Source organism: Chelatococcus sp. KU-N122 (genome assembly GCF_055391085.1).
In genome coordinates this window covers 602,387-618,713 of the sequence record NZ_AP043981.1, presented here as the reverse complement: position 1 = coordinate 618,713, position 16,327 = coordinate 602,387, and the positions used below count along the sequence as shown (strand labels likewise).

At 69.6% G+C, this 16,327-nt stretch carries 16 protein-coding genes; 12 read left to right on the top strand and 4 right to left on the bottom strand.

Annotated features, from left to right (window positions below; translation table 11 throughout):
* Positions 1 to 4 precede the first annotated feature (4 nt).
* The 4 genes from trpB to ACZ5PO_RS02765 all read left to right on the top strand — a co-directional run bounded on the left by trpB (position 5) and on the right by ACZ5PO_RS02765 (position 4,606).
* Positions 5 to 1,279, top strand: coding sequence for a tryptophan synthase subunit beta (trpB, locus tag ACZ5PO_RS02780; RefSeq protein WP_464196626.1), 1,275 nt, complete (start codon positions 5 to 7; stop codon positions 1,277 to 1,279).
* Entirely contained in the window at positions 1,276 to 2,139 is an 864-nt protein-coding gene (gene trpA / locus ACZ5PO_RS02775) for a tryptophan synthase subunit alpha (RefSeq protein ID WP_464190029.1), read from the top strand. Before trpB ends, trpA begins: the two co-directional genes overlap by 4 nt.
* A gap of 146 nt (positions 2,140 to 2,285) precedes the next feature.
* Positions 2,286 to 3,260 carry an acetyl-CoA carboxylase, carboxyltransferase subunit beta gene (gene accD / locus ACZ5PO_RS02770; RefSeq protein WP_464190027.1) on the top strand — a complete coding sequence of 325 codons (975 nt, stop codon included), beginning with the start codon at positions 2,286 to 2,288 and terminating at the stop codon, positions 3,258 to 3,260.
* Positions 3,257 to 4,606 (top strand): bifunctional folylpolyglutamate synthase/dihydrofolate synthase, encoded by a 1,350-nt coding sequence (locus ACZ5PO_RS02765; RefSeq protein ID WP_464190025.1) that lies wholly within the window; start codon positions 3,257 to 3,259, stop codon positions 4,604 to 4,606. Before accD ends, ACZ5PO_RS02765 begins: the two co-directional genes overlap by 4 nt.
* Positions 4,607 to 4,913: 307 nt before the next feature.
* On the opposite strand, the gene ACZ5PO_RS02760 is transcribed toward ACZ5PO_RS02765, so the two are convergent.
* Both ACZ5PO_RS02760 and ACZ5PO_RS02755 read right to left on the bottom strand, forming a co-directional pair.
* Complete coding sequence (locus tag ACZ5PO_RS02760; RefSeq protein WP_464190023.1) at positions 4,914 to 5,855, bottom strand: DUF5996 family protein; 942 nt, start codon at positions 5,853 to 5,855, stop codon at positions 4,914 to 4,916.
* A 104-nt stretch (positions 5,856 to 5,959) separates the two neighbouring features.
* On the bottom strand, positions 5,960 to 6,448 hold the full coding sequence (locus tag ACZ5PO_RS02755; RefSeq protein ID WP_464190021.1) for a MarR family winged helix-turn-helix transcriptional regulator: 489 nt from the start codon (positions 6,446 to 6,448) through the stop codon (positions 5,960 to 5,962).
* A gap of 64 nt (positions 6,449 to 6,512) precedes the next feature.
* On the opposite strand from ACZ5PO_RS02755, the gene ACZ5PO_RS02750 reads away from it, so the two are divergent.
* Complete coding sequence (locus ACZ5PO_RS02750) at positions 6,513 to 7,469, top strand: quinone oxidoreductase family protein (protein ID WP_464190019.1); 957 nt, start codon at positions 6,513 to 6,515, stop codon at positions 7,467 to 7,469.
* A gap of 101 nt (positions 7,470 to 7,570) precedes the next feature.
* Here the strand turns inward: ACZ5PO_RS02750 and ACZ5PO_RS02745 are convergent, their stop codons facing one another.
* Both ACZ5PO_RS02745 and ACZ5PO_RS02740 read right to left on the bottom strand, forming a co-directional pair.
* Positions 7,571 to 8,860: an MFS transporter gene (locus ACZ5PO_RS02745; protein ID WP_464190017.1), complete on the bottom strand. Its 1,290-nt coding sequence runs from the start codon at positions 8,858 to 8,860 to the stop codon at positions 7,571 to 7,573.
* A 63-nt stretch (positions 8,861 to 8,923) separates the two neighbouring features.
* A complete protein-coding gene (locus tag ACZ5PO_RS02740) occupies positions 8,924 to 9,709 on the bottom strand; it encodes an IclR family transcriptional regulator (protein ID WP_464190015.1) in 786 nt (261 codons plus the stop codon).
* Positions 9,710 to 10,004: 295 nt separating this feature from the next.
* Here ACZ5PO_RS02740 and ACZ5PO_RS02735 point away from each other — a divergent pair, with 295 nt between their 5' ends.
* The 7 genes from ACZ5PO_RS02735 to ACZ5PO_RS02705 are packed head-to-tail and all read left to right on the top strand — an operon-like array spanning position 10,005 to position 16,306.
* Entirely contained in the window at positions 10,005 to 10,886 is an 882-nt protein-coding gene (locus ACZ5PO_RS02735) for an FAD binding domain-containing protein (RefSeq protein WP_464190013.1), read from the top strand.
* On the top strand, positions 10,883 to 11,371 hold the full coding sequence (locus ACZ5PO_RS02730) for a (2Fe-2S)-binding protein (RefSeq protein WP_464190011.1): 489 nt from the start codon (positions 10,883 to 10,885) through the stop codon (positions 11,369 to 11,371). The genes ACZ5PO_RS02735 and ACZ5PO_RS02730 overlap by 4 nt, the downstream gene beginning before the upstream one ends.
* Positions 11,371 to 13,740: a xanthine dehydrogenase family protein molybdopterin-binding subunit gene (locus ACZ5PO_RS02725; protein ID WP_464190009.1), complete on the top strand. Its 2,370-nt coding sequence runs from the start codon at positions 11,371 to 11,373 to the stop codon at positions 13,738 to 13,740. Before ACZ5PO_RS02730 ends, ACZ5PO_RS02725 begins: the two co-directional genes overlap by 1 nt.
* Entirely contained in the window at positions 13,737 to 14,270 is a 534-nt protein-coding gene (locus tag ACZ5PO_RS02720; RefSeq protein WP_464190007.1) for an SRPBCC family protein, read from the top strand. The genes ACZ5PO_RS02725 and ACZ5PO_RS02720 overlap by 4 nt, the downstream gene beginning before the upstream one ends.
* A gap of 36 nt (positions 14,271 to 14,306) precedes the next feature.
* Positions 14,307 to 15,044: an enoyl-CoA hydratase/isomerase family protein gene (locus ACZ5PO_RS02715; RefSeq protein WP_464190006.1), complete on the top strand. Its 738-nt coding sequence runs from the start codon at positions 14,307 to 14,309 to the stop codon at positions 15,042 to 15,044.
* Between the two features lie 51 nt (positions 15,045 to 15,095).
* On the top strand, positions 15,096 to 15,503 hold the full coding sequence (locus tag ACZ5PO_RS02710) for a carboxymuconolactone decarboxylase family protein (protein ID WP_464190004.1): 408 nt from the start codon (positions 15,096 to 15,098) through the stop codon (positions 15,501 to 15,503).
* 5 nt (positions 15,504 to 15,508) lie between these two features.
* Complete coding sequence (locus tag ACZ5PO_RS02705) at positions 15,509 to 16,306, top strand: alpha/beta fold hydrolase (RefSeq protein WP_464190002.1); 798 nt, start codon at positions 15,509 to 15,511, stop codon at positions 16,304 to 16,306.
* Positions 16,307 to 16,327: the final 21 nt, after the last annotated feature.

The window sequence follows — 16,327 nt, the reverse complement described above, 5'->3', positions numbered from 1 at the left end:
CTCAGTGCCCAAGCTCTCAACGCCGGACGCGACGACGCCCGACCGGCCGAACTCGTTCCGCAGCGGGGCCGACGAGCGCGGCCGCTTCGGCCTCTACGGCGGCCGCTTCGTCGCCGAGACGCTGATGCCGCTCATCCTCGAGCTGGAGCGCGCCTACCGCGAGGCGCAGACCGATCCTGCCTTCAAGGCCGAGATGGACGGCCACCTCGCCCGTTACGTCGGCCGGCCCAGCCCGCTCTACTACGCCGAGCGGCTGACCGAGCACCTGCGCCGGCAGGCGGAGGATGCCGGTGGCAGCGGCGGCGCCAAGATCTATCTGAAGCGCGAGGAGCTCAACCACACCGGCTCCCACAAGGTGAACAACGTGCTGGGCCAGATCATGCTGGCGCGGCGCATGGGCAAGAAGCGCATCATCGCCGAGACCGGGGCGGGCCAGCACGGTGTGGCGACCGCGACCCTGTGCGCCCGCTTCGGCCTCGATTGCGTGATCTACATGGGCGCCGTCGACGTCGAGCGGCAGATGCCCAACGTCTTCCGCATGCGCATGCTCGGGGCCGAGGTGGTGCCGGTCCAGTCCGGCTCGCGCACGCTCAAGGACGCCATGAACGACGCCCTGCGCGACTGGGTGACGAACGTCGACAGCACGTTCTACTGCATCGGCACGGTGGCGGGGCCGCATCCCTATCCCACCATCGTGCGCGACTTCCAGTCGATCATCGGCCACGAGACGCGCACCCAGATGCTGGAGGCGGAAGGGCGCCTGCCCGACAGCCTGATCGCCTGCATCGGTGGCGGCTCCAACGCCATGGGCCTGTTCCATCCCTTCCTCGACGAGCCGTCGGTCGCCATCTACGGCGTCGAGGCCGCCGGCCACGGCGTCGCCTCGGGGGCGCACGCCGCCTCCATCGCCGGCGGCCGGCCGGGCGTGCTGCACGGCAACCGCACCTACCTGCTGATGGACGGCGACGGGCAGATCACCGAGGCCCATTCGATCTCGGCCGGCCTCGACTATCCCGGCATCGGCCCCGAGCATGCCTGGCTCAACGACGTCGGCCGGGTGACGTACCTGTCGGCGACCGACGAGGAGGCGCTGGCGGCCTTCCAACTGCTGACGCGGCTGGAGGGCATCATCCCGGCGCTCGAGCCCGCCCACGCCATCGCGCGCGTCGTGGAGCTGGCGCCGCAGCTGCCGCGCGAGCATCTGATGGTGGTCAATCTGTCCGGCCGTGGCGACAAGGACGTGCCGCAGGTGGCCGAGATCCTGGGAGGCAGGCCATGAGCGAGCCGCACGCGCCCGGCGGGGTTGCGCGCATCGATGCCCGCTTCGCCGCCTGCCGCGCCGAGGGGCGGGCAGCGCTGGTCACCTTCGTGACGGCCGGCGATCCGGATTTCGAGGCCTCGCTCGCGGTGGTGGAGGCCCTGCCGGGCGCCGGCGCCGACGTGATCGAGCTCGGCATGCCGTTCACCGACCCCATGGCCGACGGCCCGGCGATCCAGGCCGCGGGCCTGCGGGCGCTGGCCGGCGGCCAGACCATGGTGAAGACGCTCGAGCTGGTGGCGCGCTTTCGCGCCGGCGACACGGCCACCCCGATCATCCTGATGGGCTACTACAACCCGATCTACATCTATGGCGTCGCCCGCTTCCTGGCGGATGCCCGGGCCGCCGGCGTCGACGGGCTGATCGTCGTCGACCTGCCGCCCGAGGAGGATGAGGAGCTGTGCCTGCCGGCGCTCGAGGCCGGCCTCGCGTTCGTCCGCCTGGCGACGCCGACGACCGACGACGTGCGCTTGCCGGCGGTGCTCGCCAATACCGCCGGCTTCGTCTATTACGTGTCGATCACCGGCATCACCGGGTCGGCGACGCCCGATTTCGGCAAGGTCGCCACGGCGGTCGAGCGCATCAAGGGGCACACGCGGCTGCCGGTCGCCGTCGGCTTCGGCGTCAGGACGGCGGCCCATGCGGCCGCCGTGGCGGCGTCCGCCGATGGCGTCGTCGTCGGCACCGCGCTGGTGGAGCGGGTGAAGGGGTCGCTCGACGCCGACGGCCGCGCGACGGGCGCGACGGCGGAGAGCGTGGCCGCGCTGGTGCGGGAGCTCGCGGCGGGTGTGCGGAGCGCCGCCAAATCACACGCGGCCTGAGCCGCGGCGTGTAAACATTCGTTAGGGGGAAGACGCAAGGCAGGCGGATATTGCGGCTGCAGCGTCATGAAATTGTACGCTTCGCCCCCACATACGGATCTCGCCCGCAGGGTTGATCGAGCGGCGCGCCTGGAGGTTGGGACCTCATGAACTGGATTTCCGACGTCGTTCGGCCGAAGATCAAGACGCTGTTCAAGCGGGAGGTACCGGAGAACCTCTGGATCAAATGTCCGGATACCGGCCAGATGGTCTTCCACAAGGAGGTGGAGGCGAACCTGTTCGTCATCCCCGGCTCCAACTTCCACCTCCGGATGGGCGCTGCGGACCGGCTCAAGTCGATGTTCGACGGCGAGCGCTGGGAGGAGATCGCGCTGCCGGAGGTGCCGCTCGATCCGCTCAAGTTCCGCGACGAGAAGCGCTACATCGACCGGCTGCGTGACGCGCGCGCCAAGACTGGCCAGGTCGACGCGGTCAAGGTGGGCGTGGGCGAGGTGGAGCATCTGCCGGTGACGATCGCCGTGCAGGATTTCGAGTTCATGGGCGGCTCGCTCGGCATGGCGGCGGGCGAGGCGATCGTCACGGCCATGGAGACGGCGGTCAGCCGCAGCACGCCCTTCGTGCTGTTTGCCGCGTCGGGCGGAGCGCGCATGCAGGAGGGCATGTTCTCGCTGATGCAGATGCCGCGCACCACCGTAGCGGTGCGTCGCCTGCGCGCGGCGCAATTGCCCTATATCGTCGTGCTCACCAACCCGACCACCGGCGGCGTCACCGCCTCCTACGCCATGCTGGGCGACATCCATATCGCCGAGCCCGGGGCGCTGATCGGCTTCGCCGGGCCGCGCGTCATCGAGCAGACCATCCGCGAGAAGCTGCCGGACGGCTTCCAGCGGGCCGAGTACCTCAAGGATCACGGCATGGTCGACATGGTGGTTCACCGCCACCAGCTGAAGCCGACCATCGCACGGCTGTGCCGCATCCTCACCAAGCAGCCCGTCGTCGAGGACGAGGCGGTGCGGCCGGATGACACCGAGGAGCACGCCGCGCCGCCCGATCCTTCCGTCGCGCTGCCCCCGCCGGCCGCCGCCAACACGACGGTCAAGCTCGACGCTGCGGCTGAATGAGCGGACCACTGCCGGCGCAGGGTGGGCCGGAGTCCTCGGATGCCCTGATCGCCCGCTTCCTGGGCCTGCACCCCAAATCCATCGATCTGTCGCTGGAGCGCATCCAGGCGCTGCTCGCCCGGCTCGACCATCCCGAGCGGCGCCTGCCGCCGGTGGTGCACGTGGCCGGCACCAACGGCAAGGGATCGACGATCGCCTTCATGCGCGCGATGCTGGAGGCTGCCGGGCTCCGGGTTCACGTCTACACCTCGCCCCATCTCGTCCGCTTCCACGAGCGCATCCGGCTGGGGCGGTCGGGGGGCGGCCGCTTCGTCGACGAGGAGCGGCTGGTGGCGGCGTTGCGCACCTGCGAGACGCTCAACGCCGGCGCGCCCATCACGGTGTTCGAGATCACCACCGCGGCAGCCTTCTCGCTGTTCGCCGATCATCCGGCCGACGCGCTGCTGCTCGAGGTGGGCCTCGGCGGCCGCTTCGACGCCACCAACGTGATCGCGACGCCGGCCGCGGCGGTGGTCACGCCGGTGTCCCTCGACCACGCCGAATATCTCGGCGACCGCGTCACCCTGATCGCGGCGGAGAAGGCGGGCGTGTTCAAGCGCGGCCGGCCGGCGATCATCGCCCAGCAGGAGCCGGAGACCACCGCCGTGCTCGAGGCTGCGGCCGAGCGGGTCGGCGCCCGGGTTTGGGTGGGCGGCCAGGATTTCATGGCGCGCGAGGAATCGGGCCGACTCATCTACGAGGATACGAGCTGCCTGCTGGACCTGCCGCTGCCGCGCCTCGCCGGCCGCCACCAGCACGTCAACGCCGGCGCCGCCATCGCGGCCATCCGCGCCGCGGGCTTCGCCGCGGTCGATCGGGCGGCGATCGATGCCGGCATCGGTGCCGCTCAATGGCCGGGGCGCCTGCAGCGGCTCAGGGGCGGCCGCCTCGCCGAGTTGGCGCCCGCCGGCACCGAGGTCTGGCTCGACGGTGGCCACAATCCGGACGGCGGCCGTGCCATCGCCGCGGCCATGGCGGAGCTCGAGGAAAAGAGCCCCGCACCGCTGGTGCTCATCGTCGGCATGCTCGGCACCAAGGACGCCCGGGGCTTCCTCGGCCCATTCGCGGGCCTCGCCAGCGATCTCCTGGCCGTGCCCATCCATGGCCAGCTGGCCGCGCGGCCGGCGGACGAGCTGGCCGAGATCGCCCGCGCCGTCGGGCTCCGGGCCGAGAGCCGCGACGGCATCGAGGCGGCCCTGGCGAGCCTGGGCGAGCGGGTCTGGGCGCGTGCGCCACGCGTGCTGATCACCGGCTCGCTCTACATCGCCGGCGAGGCGCTGGCCGCCAACGGCACGCCGCCGACGTAGAGACAAAGCCGGGCCCCCGCGAGCTTTGACGATTGGCGTTGGCGGGGCCGCCGCGCACCCTCTCCCCGCTTCAACGCAAGTCGGGTTTCCCCGACTTGCGCACTCAAGGGACTGAAGAATGCGGCAAGCCCCATTCTTCTTGGAGAGGGAGGGGGCTTGACGCGTGCCGTGACCGGCCTTGAGCCTTCTCCGGGAGCCCCCCTCACCCGCCTTGCGCTGGCGCGCAAGGCGACCTCTCCCCACACGTGGGGCGAGGTATGGAGCTCGACCTCCAAGCGGTTCAGCTGAGACGGAACGATGGCGCCAATTAGAGCAGACGGACCTGTCCGGGCGCGCCGAACGGGCAGTCCAGCGCGGCGCGGTCCCAGTGCCCCGTGTCCGCTGCCGCGGCATAGGTGCTCGCCAGAAAGTCGAGCAGCAAGGCGTCCGGGTCGGGGGCCGTGCGGACCGCCTCATAGGGCAGGATGAACTCGCCGAACGTCGTGTCGAAACGCGCCTGCGGCGTCACCAGCTGGTCGCGGTACGCGGCGGGCTCGGGATAGGCGTAGGAATAAAACGCCGCCTGCGGGAACGCGTCGCTGCCCGGCCAGAAGCCGGCGCTGCTCACCTCGTGCGAATAGGCCTCCCGTGTCACCGGGTCCGGCAGTCCCGGCACGCCGCCGGGGTGAAGTGGGGCGGGGCGGCCCGAGAAGCGGGTGACGGCGAGGTCGAAGCTGCCCCAGAAGAAGTGGACGGGGCTCGCTTTGCCGAGAAAGCCGCTGCGGAAGAGCTTGAAGACGCGGTCCACTTGTACCAGCGCGCGCCAGAAGCGATGGGCCGCGGCGGCATCGTAGGCGGCATGGGTGTGGTCCTGCGAGAACGGGATCGGGTCGGGCACCTCGTTCGGCGTCTCGTTGATCGCCACCACGGCGCCGAGGCCGTCGAGGAGCTCGATGACCCGGTGATAGAAGTCGGCCACCGGCTCCGCGACGAGCGCCAGCGCCTGCTCGTCGCCGCGGCTGGTGCGGGCGATGAGGCGGTGGCTGATGAAGTCGAGCTCGAGCTCGAGGATCTCGTGTCCGATGGGGATCGGCGACGTCGTCAACCCGCGGGCCGACACGTAGAGCGCCACCTGCCAGCCATGGTTGAGCCAGGGACTCAGCGCGAGCCGCACCTTGCCGACGATCTGCGTCCACAGCTGCAGGGTCGCGGCCGTCTCACGCCAAGGCGCATAGGGTAGGTCCGGCCAGGCAGCCGTCACATCGTCCATGCAACCCTCCTGCAGAGGACGCCGGGCCGCAGTTTCGATTTGATGGGCGGCCGGGTCAAGCCCGCCTTTGCAGCCGTCGGATCGCGCGTGCCGATGAGGAGGCATCACGGGCCGGCCGGCGGCTCGTCCGTCATGGCATCCGCGAACTTCCGCATGAGCCGCACCAGCTCGTCGATGTCGTGTGGGTCCCACGTCGCGAAGATGGCGCGGCCGATCCTGTCGCGCGCGGCGTCGACGAGGTCGGTCATCGCCTTGCCTTTCGGGCTGATGACGGCCTCGCGCACACGGCGGTCGGCAGCGCTCCCCCGGCGCTCGACCAGGCCGAGGCCCTCGAGCTTCGCCACCTGGCGGCTGACGGTGGTGTAGTCACGGCCCACACGGTCGGCCAGCTCCACCACGCCGATCGGCCCGAACCGCTCTATGCCGACCAGCAGCGGGAACAGTGCCCGGTCGAGCGGAATCCCGGCCGCCTTGATCATCGCCTCGTCGCGCTGCGGCCGGTTCATGATGCCGACGATATCGAGGACTGCCCCGTGCAGCCGGCGCAGCTGGCTCCCGATATGTGTATTTTGCACCTTCTTTGTTGACGGCATCGGCAGCTCCCATATATATGTGTGTATTATGCACATAATTGGACAGCCGAAAAGGAGAGCCGCGATGAAGGCCGCGATCGTCTCGGGCGTCGGGCAAGCGCCCGTGTACGGCGACTTCAGCGAGCCGTTGCCGTCCCCGGGCGACGTGCGCATCAAGGTGACGGCCGCCGCCATCAGCCCCGTCGTCAAGAGCCGGGCCTCGGGCGCGCACTACAGCTCGTCCGGCCGGTTTCCCTTCATCGTGGGAATCGATGGCGTGGGACGGCTCGACGGCGGGCGGCGCGTGTACTTCGTCATGCCGACAGCACCTTACGGCAGCATGGCGGAGCAAGCCGTGGTGCCTGCGGCGCACTGCGTGGCACTGCCCGACGAGCTCGACGACGTGACCGCCGCCGCCATCGCCAACCCCGGCATGTCGTCCTGGGCCGCCTACACGGAGCGCGCGCGGCTCAAGGCCGGCGAGACCGTGCTGGTCAACGGCGCCACTGGAACGGCCGGCCGTCTCGCCGTGCAGATCGCCAAGCATCTCGGGGCGGGGAAGGTCATTGCGACCGGCCGCCATGCGGACGCCCTGACATCGGTCGCGGCTCTGGGTGCCGACGTGACCATTTCGCTGGCCGGGACCGATGCGGCTCTCGAGGAGCGCTTCAAGGCGCAGTTCGCCGACGGGGTGGATGTCGTCATCGACTATCTGTGGGGGGCGAGTGCGGAGCGCCTTCTGATCGCCGCTGCCAAGGCGGGCGCCGATGCCGTGCCCATCCGGTTCGTCCAGGTGGGGTCTGCGAGCGGATCCGACATAACGCTGCCGAGCGCCGTGCTGCGCTCGTCGGCGATCGAGCTGATGGGCAGCGGCATCGGCAGCATATCCCTCGAGCGCCTCGTCGAGGCCGTCGCCGGGGTGCTGCAGGCGGCGGCCCCCGGCGGCTTCAAGATCGCGGCCACGCCTGTCCCCTTGTCGGACGTGGAACAGGCGTGGCCCGCCGATGACAGCACCCGGCGTACCGTCTTTACGATGACCTAGAACGGGACGATTTTTCTTCGAATCATCATCATCCCGCTCTAAGTCTTTATTTTGAGCATGATCTTGTCCAAGAACCGGTGTCCACTTCTTGGGATCATGCTCTAATCGCTCAGCGGGATGCCGCGCGTTTCGGGCCCGAACCAGATGACGACCGCGCCGATCAGATAGGCGAAGGCGACGGCGCCGGCTGCCGCCGGAAACGAGCCGAACTCGGCCACCAGCCAGCCCGCGACGAGCGGCCCGAGGGCCGTCACCGAGCGCGCGGCGTTCCAGCAGAAGCCCTGTCCCGTGGCGCGGACCCGTGTCGGATAGAGCTCCGGCAGGTACACGGCGAAGGTGCCGAAGCCGCCGATGACGAAATAGCCATAGACCAACATGAACCACAGCAGCGACGTCAGGTCCTTGATGTAGAAGAACAAGTAGAGCGAGGAGAGCAGCGCGGCCACGTTGAAGATGAAATAGGATGGGCGCCGTCCCAGCGCCTCGGTGGTCCAGATCAGGGTCAGATAGCCCAGCACGGCGCCGACCATCATCAGCATGAAGGCGTAGCTGATGATTTCGACGCCGTTGCTGCCGCCCGACGCCCGCACGAGCTGCTGGATCCAGCTCGGCAGCAGCGTCAGCCCGCCCCAGCAGCCGATCATGACGGAGGAGGCGACGAGCGCACCGACGATCGTGCGCCGCCTGAGGTCCGGCTTGAAGATCGCCGCGAAGGTGGCGGCGGCGCTGGCCGCCCCCTCCGGCGCTTGTGCTTCGCTCTTCTTCACCTGGACCCAGCGCTCCGGCTCGGGCACGAAGAAGCGGATCAGCAGGCTGGCCAGGGCGGGCAGGGCGCCCGCCACCAGCACCCAGCGCCAGCTGATCGGGCCGAGCAGCAGATTGTTCAGCGCCGCAGCGAAGAAGCCGAAGGCGAACGCCATCTGCATGATCTGCATGGCGCGGGCGCGGCGGTGCTCCGGCCACGTTTCGGCGATCAGGGCCGCGCCCGCGGCCCATTCGCCGCCGATGCCGAAGCCGGCGATGGCTTGAAGGAGGGCGAGCTGCTGCCAGTTCTGCGCCAGCCCGCTCAGGCCGGTGAAGACCGAATAGATGAGAATGGTGATCACCATGGTCCGTGACCGGCCCCAGCGGTCCGCGACCACGCCGAAGAGAATTCCGCCGATGCCCCAGCAGAACAGTTTGACGGCCATAATATAACCGCCGATCTTGGCGACCTCGGCCGGGTCCGTCATCTTCGTCAGTTCGGTCACGCTCGGAAACAATACAAGCGTGAACAGGTTTAGATCCATCGAGTCGAACATCCAGCCGGCAAAGGCTGAAATCAGACACAGCATCTGGTAGCGTGTCGTCTTGTCATCGGCGGCTACACGCGTGGCGACTTGCATCGTCATCAGATTTTCCTCCGGAATTATGCTTGTTCTTGTCGTTGTACGGGCGTCGGCCCGTCAGATGGCCTATTCGGCCGCGCGCCTGAGCAGGTGCTTGCCACCGATCTCCTCGGTGATGCGGGCGGCACAATCGATCAGGACATCGAGCAGCCTGCCCTCGCTCGCCTGGTCGAAGCGCTGCTCGGGAATGGTCAGGCAGATGTCGGCCACGATCTCACCTCGGGATCCGAAGATCGGTGCGGCCAGGCCCACTGCTCCGGGGATGCGCTGGCCGCGCGTCGAGGCGGCGCCGCGCTCGCGGATGCGCTGCAGCTCTGTCTCGAGCCGGTAGGACTCGGTGATCGAGTTGCTCGTCGCCGGCGCCAGCCGCGTGCGCGCGATGATCGACCCGATCTCGTCCGGCTCCAGGAAGGCCATGATGGCAAGGCCGGTCGCCCCCACATGGACCGGCAGCCACTGGTTGAGCTCGATGACGTAGCGGAGTGGATGCGACGATTCGATGGTCGCGGCGAAGATCATCTCCTGGCGACCGCGGTCGTAGATGCCGAGCAGCGCGGTCTCGTTGCAGGCGTCGACGAGGCGGCGCATGTGCCGCAACGCCACCTGCCGGATCGGCGCCTTCGCGGCGGCGATATTGGCGAGGCGATAGAGCTCGACCCCGAGTGAATAGCGCGACGACACCGGATCCTGCCGCACCAGGCCCTCCTCGAGCAGGATGGCGAGCAGCCGGTGCACGCCGCTCGGCGACATGTCCAGCGCGCCGGCGAGCTCGCGCACGCCGACAGAGCCCGCCGGCTCCTCGATCAGCCATTTGAGCGTGCGTAGCGTCTTGGTGACGGGATCTCGATTCATGTTCTATTCAATGGAACAATTTGATTGATAAGTGGAACAACTTGGCAGATTTACGTCGCTCGTCAAGCTATGCAGACTGTAAAATCTGCCATGCTCGCGCTTGACATCCATTTGCTATCCTCCTTAGGGTCTAGCGTAAAGAAACATACGTTCCATTATACGGAACGAAAGGAAACCTCCAGGGAGGTGGCTGCATGATCGACGTCAAAGGCATCGACAAATGTCGGGCGAAGCTCCGTGCGGATGGATGGCGCGATCGTCCGGTCCGCGCGCGCAACGTCCGGGGCGGGCGGCGATGAAGCCCGGCCCGTTCGATTATCACCGGCCGCAATCGGTTGACGACGCGATCGGTCTGCTCGGCACGCTCGACAACGCCAAGGTCCTCGCCGGCGGCCAGTCGCTCGTGGCGATGATGAATTTCCGCTACGCCATGCCGGATCACCTGATCGACGTCGCACGCATCCCCGAGCTCGCCGGCATCGCCATCACGGACGGGCGGATCCGCATCGGCGCCATGACGCGGCAGCGGGAGCTGGAGTTTTCGGCGGGGCTGGCCGCGGCGGCACCGCTGTTCAGGGCGGCGCTCGCCCATGTCGGCCATCGCCAGACGCGCAACCGCGGCACCATCGGCGGCAGCCTGGCCCATGCGGATCCGGCCGCCGAGCTGCCGACTGTCTGCCTGGCCCACGATGCGGAAATCGAGATCCGCGGCCAGGACGGCGCCCGCCGCGTGCCCATGCGGGCGTTCGTGCACGGCTTCATGACCACGGCCGTCGGGCTCGACGAGCTGTTGTGCGCGATTCACGTCGACGCCTGGCCCGCCGGCCACGGCTGCTCGTTTCAGGAATATGCGCGGCGTCACGGCGATTTCGCCGTGGCCGGCGCGGCCGTCCTGCTCGCCCGGGCCGCCGACGGCCGTATAGGCCGGGCCTCGATCGCGCTGTGCGGCGTGGCCGATGGGCCGATCCGCCGCGACGAGGCCGAGGCAATCCTGGCCGGCCGTGCCTTCGACGACGCGACCGTCGCGCGCGCGGCGGCCGCCGCCGCCGAGATCGATGCCGTCGACGACATCCACGGCACCTCCGCCTACCGCCGCCATCTGGCCCGCGTGCTGACCGAGCGCGCGCTGCGCGAGGCATGGCAGCGCAGCGCAACGACCGTACGGGAGGCCGCATGACCGCAATCCATTCCGTCGCCTTGACCGTCAACGGCCGCGCCTATGTCCGTGAAGTCGCCGCGCGCACGACGCTCGCCGATTTTCTGCGCCACGAGCTCGGGCTGACCGGCACCCATCTCGGCTGCGAGCACGGTGTGTGCGGTGCCTGCACCGTCCTGATCGACGGCCGCTCGGCGCGCTCGTGCCTGACCTTCGCCGTGCAGGTGGACGGCTGCGCCCTGACCACCGTGGAAGGGTTGAGCGAGGCGGGCGAGCTGAACCCGCTGCAGGCGGCATTCCGCGACCATCATGGTCTGCAGTGCGGCTACTGCACGCCGGGCATCCTCATGAGCCTCACCGAGCTGCTGACGGACAATGCCGAGCCCACCGAAGGCGACGTGCGCGAGGTCCTCACCGGCCACCTGTGCCGCTGCACGGGCTACGCCGGTCCGGTGCAGGCAGCCCTCGTCGCGGCGCTGGAGCTGCGCCGGAAGGGGGCCGCCTGATGGGAGCCAAGCATTTCGGCGCCAAGGTCACCCGCTTCGAGGACGCGCCGCTGCTGGCCGGCAAGGGGCGCTACGTCGACGACATCCGCGCGCCCGGAGCGCTGCACGCCTGCTTCCTGCGCAGCCCGCACGGGCATGCCCGCATCCGCCGCATCGACGCATCGGCGGCGCTCGCCATGCCGGGCGTGCATGCGGTGCTGACTGCGGCCGATCTACCGGCGCGCATGCGCACCCAGCGCATGCCGCTGCTGCTGCCCAATGCCACCATGTCGACGCTGCGCACCCAGCATTGCCTCGCCGTCGACGAGGTCTGCTACGTGGGCCAGGCGCTGGCGGTGGTGATCGCCGACAGCCGCTACGTCGGCGAGGACGCGCTGGCGCTGATCGACGTGGACTACGACGTCCTGCCCGCCGTCAGCGACGTCCGCGCCGCCGTGGCGCCAGGTGCTGCACGTGTGCACCAGGATCTCGACGGCAACGTCGTGTCGCAGTTCGCCATGACCTACGGCGACGTCGAGGCGGCGTTCGCCTCCGCCGCGCACGTCTTCAAGGAGGCGCTCTGGCAGCACCGCGGCGGCGGCATGGCCATGGAGCCGCGCGGTGTCCTCGCCCAGTACGATGAGGACGGCGAACTGCTGACCGTCTGGTCGGCGACCCAGACGCCCCACATCGGCCGGCGCATGCTGGCGGAGGTGCTGGAGCTCGGCCTCGAGAACATCCGCGTGGCCGCGCCTGACGTGGGCGGCGGCTTCGGTCCCAAGGCGATCTTCTATCCCGAGGAGCCCGTGGTCGCCCACGCGGCGCGCCTCATGGGCCGGCCGGTGAAGTTCATCGAGGACCGGCGCGAGCATTTCCTCTGCGCCACCCAGGAGCGCGACCAGTATTGGGACGTCGAGATCGCCGTCGATGACGAAGCCCGGATTCTGGGCGTCCGCGGGCGCATGCTCCACGACACCGGCGCCTACGTGCCGTGGGGCATCATCATGCCCTACATCGCCGGCGCCACCATGCCGGGCCCCTACGTCGTGCCCGCCTACCGCCTCGATTGCACGGTCGCCTTCACCAACAAGGTCGCCACCACGCCGGTGCGCGGCGCCGGACGGCCGCAGGCTGTGTTCGCCATGGAACGGCTGATGGACCGGGTGGCGCGCGAGCTCGGCCTCGATCCCGCCGACGTCCGGCGCCGCAACTACATCCGGCCCGAGCAGATGCCCTATTCCGTCGGCCTGACCTTCCGGGACGGCAAGCCGCTGATCTACGACAGCGGCGACTATCCGCGCGGCCACGATGCGGCGATCGCGCTGGCCGATTATGAGGGCTTCAAGGCGCGCCAGGAGCAGGCCCGGCGCAGCGGACGCCACATCGGCATCGGCGTCGCCTCCTACGTGGAGGGAACCGGGCTCGGCCCGTTCGAGGGCGTCACCGTCCGCGTGCTGCCGAACGGCAAGGTCAAGGTCGCCTCCGGCGCCACCAGCCAAGGCCAGGGCACGCGCACGACGCTGGCCCAGATCGTGGCCGACCGCGTCGGCTGTCGGCTCGAGGACGTGGTCGTGGCGATCGGTGACACCGCGGTCATCGCCAACGGCGTCGGCGCATTTGCAAGCCGGCTCGCCGTCAACGCGGGATCGTCCGCCTCGATCGCCGCCGATGCGGTGAGAGGCCGGATCCTGAAGCTTGCGGCCAAGGCGCTGGGCGTAGGCGAGGACGAGATCGATCTCGAGGACGGCATGGCCGTCGCCCGCTCCGGCAATGCGCCGACCATTTCGTTCGGCGAGCTCTCCCGCCAGGCCCAGGGCATGCCCGGCTTCTCCATGGAGGCCGGCGAGGAGGTGGGCCTGGAGAGCACCGCCTACTTCACGCCGCCCCAGGCCTCCTACTGCAGCGGCACCCATGTGGCCGAGGTGGAGGTGGATATCGGCACCGGCGGCGTGAAGATCCTGCACTACGCGGTGGCCCACGACTGCGGCAACGTCATCAACCCGCTGATCGTCGACGGCCAGGTGCAGGGCGGCGTCGCCCACGGCATCGGCAATGCCCTGCTGGAGTGGATGCAGTACGACGACAACGCGCAACCGCTGACGGTGAGCTTTGCCGACTATCTGCTGCCGATGGCGACCGATGTGCCAATCTGCAAGATCGCGCACGTGGAGACGCCGTCGCCGCTCAACCCGATCGGCGTGAAGGGCGCTGGGGAGGGCGGCACGATCCCCGCCGCCGCCGCCATCGTCGCCGCCATCGAGAATGCCTTGTCGCCTTACGGCGTTCACTTCGCCGAGACGCCCGTCATGCCGGACCGGATCGTCGCGGCGCTCGAAGCGGCTGGGGCCTACCGCTCGTCGCCTGCCGATGTGGCCGGAGGACTGTCATGAAGATCCACAACGAGTTCACGGTGCCGCTGCCGGTCGAGGGCGCCTGGCTGGTGCTGAATGACATCCCCCGCGTCGCCCGCTGCGCGCCGGGGGCCGAGCTGCTGGAGCAGGATCCCGATGGCCGCTTCCTCGGCACTGTCGCGGTCCGGCTCGGCCCCGTCCTGCTCAACTTCAAGGGCACCGTGGCCTACCGCGAGGTAGATGCCGAGGCGCACCGGGTGGTCGCCGAGGCGAGCGGCACCGAGACCAAGGCGCGCGGCACCGCCCGCGCCGACGTCACCTTCGCCCTCGCGGCCGCCGACGGCGGCACGCGCGTCCTCGTCGACACCGACGTGCAGCTGGCCGGCGCCATCGCCCAGTACGGGCGGGGGGCTGCCGTCATCCAGAACACGGCCCAGGTCATCATGGACCAGTTCGCCAGGAACCTGGCCGCCCAGATCGCCGAGCCGGACGGGGCCGCCGAAGCGGCAAAGCCGATTTCGGGCCTCAAGGTGCTGATGCAGGGCGTCGGCAGGACCATCAAGGGCTGAGGCGCGAGGCCCCGGCCCGCACGGAGGGGAATGCACATGAACACGACGCCGTTCTCGGTCAGCCATGACGAGGCCGCCCATACCGCGACCGTCACGCTCACCCGGCCGGACATCGGCAATCGGCTGATGACCGAGGACATCCGCGACCTTGGCAACGCCATTCGCGCGGCTGCCGCCGAGCCGCACGTCAAGGCCGTGCTGGTCCGGGCCGAGGGCGAGCAGTTCTGCATGGGGCGCGACCCCGGAGCCGGTGCCGCGAGCGCCCCATCGGCGCTGCAGATCCGCGCCGCCGTCACCGAGCCGATCCTCGGGCTCTACGCGGACCTCAGGGCGACGCCGGTCCCGGTCGTCGCCGTCGTGCAGGGCGAGGCGCGCGGCTTCGGCTGCGCCTTCGTCGGCCAGTGCGACCTCGCCATCGCCGCCGACACCGCCACCTTCTCGCTGCCGGAGATGGACACCAACCTGCCGCCGACGCTCGCGATCTCGGCCGTGCTCGGCAAAGTGCCGCCCAAGCGGCTGATGCATCTGGTCTATACGCGTGAGCGCATCGGCGCGGCGGAGGCACTCGATCTCGGGTTGCTCAGCGAGGTTGTGCCGCACGCCGAGCTTGATGCTGCGGTCGCGGCGACCATCGGCCGGCTCGCCGACCGCCGACGCGCCGCGCTGGAAGCGGTGAAGGAGTATCTGGCCACCGCGTCGATGATGGATCCGGTGGCCGCGTCTCGCTACGCCTCTTCGCTGCTGTCCGTCGTGCTCGCCTCCAAGGAGGGCTGAGCACCCCGCATCTCCCCCATTTTGTGCCCGCAGACCTTGGACCGAAAGCTCATGACCTATCGACCGGAATTCGACACCGATGCCTTCAAGGCGGGGCTCGAGATCAGGACGGCCGTGCTCGGCGAAGCGAGCGTGCAGCGCTCGCTGGCGGGCGCCGACGACTTCTCCGCCCCCTTGCAGCAGATCGTCACCGAATATTGCTGGGGCAACGTCTGGTCCCGGCCCGGCCTGGAGCGCAAGACCAGGAGCCTGCTCAACCTCGCCATGCTGACCGCGCTCAACCGCCAGCACGAGCTGCGCCTGCACGTGCGCGGCGCCCTCAACAACGGCGTCGCCAAGGAGGAGATCCGCGAGGTGTTCATCCAGGCGGCGGTCTATTGCGGCGTGCCGGCGGCGCTCGAGGCGACCCGGGTGGCGAGCGAGGTGTTCAAGGAGATCGCCCGGGAAGAGCAGGGCTGAAGGCGATGCCTTATCTCGCTGCCCCGACACCGGGCTGCCACCTCAACCTGGTCCGCTGCGGCGATCGGCGACGCCCGCTCGCGGTGCTGATCCACGCGGTGGGCCTCGACTTGACCTATTGGGGGCCGCAGATCGAGGCGCTGGGGGCGGACTACGACGTCGTCGCCTACGATCTGCGCGGCCACGGTCTGTCGACGGCGCCGGCGGCCGGCTACGATTTCGCAGCGCTGGCGGCGGATCTTGCGGCGGTCGTCGTTCACGCGGACAACGGCCCGGCTCATCTCGTCGGCCTGTCCGTCGGCGGCATGATCGCCCAGACGCTGGCGGTCCAGCGGCCGGAGCTGGTGCGGTCGCTCTCGCTCATCGACACTGTATCGACCTTCACCGACGAGGTGCGCGCCGGCCTGCGGCAGCGGGCCCAGACCGTGCGCCTCGCGGGGATGGGCGCCATCCTGCAGCCGACGCTCGACCGCTGGTTCACGACAGGCTTCGCCGGTCGGCGCCCGGACATGCTCGACCGTGTGTCGAAGACGCTGCTGGCCGCCGGCAAGGACGTGCACGCGGCCATGTGGGACACGATCGCGACCCTCGACGTCGCGCCGGCGCTCCAGGCGGTCCGCGTGCCGACGCTGGTCCTCGTGGGCGAACTGGACCCGACTACGCCCGTTGCGGCGTCGGAGGCCATCGCGCAGCGGATCGCCGGGGCGCAGCTCGTCGTCCTGCCGCAGGCCTCGCACATGACGCCGATCGAGGTGCCGGCCCTGGTCAACGAGCGGCTGCGGACGTTTCTGGCGGGGCGCTGACTTACCGCCGTCGCCCCGCGG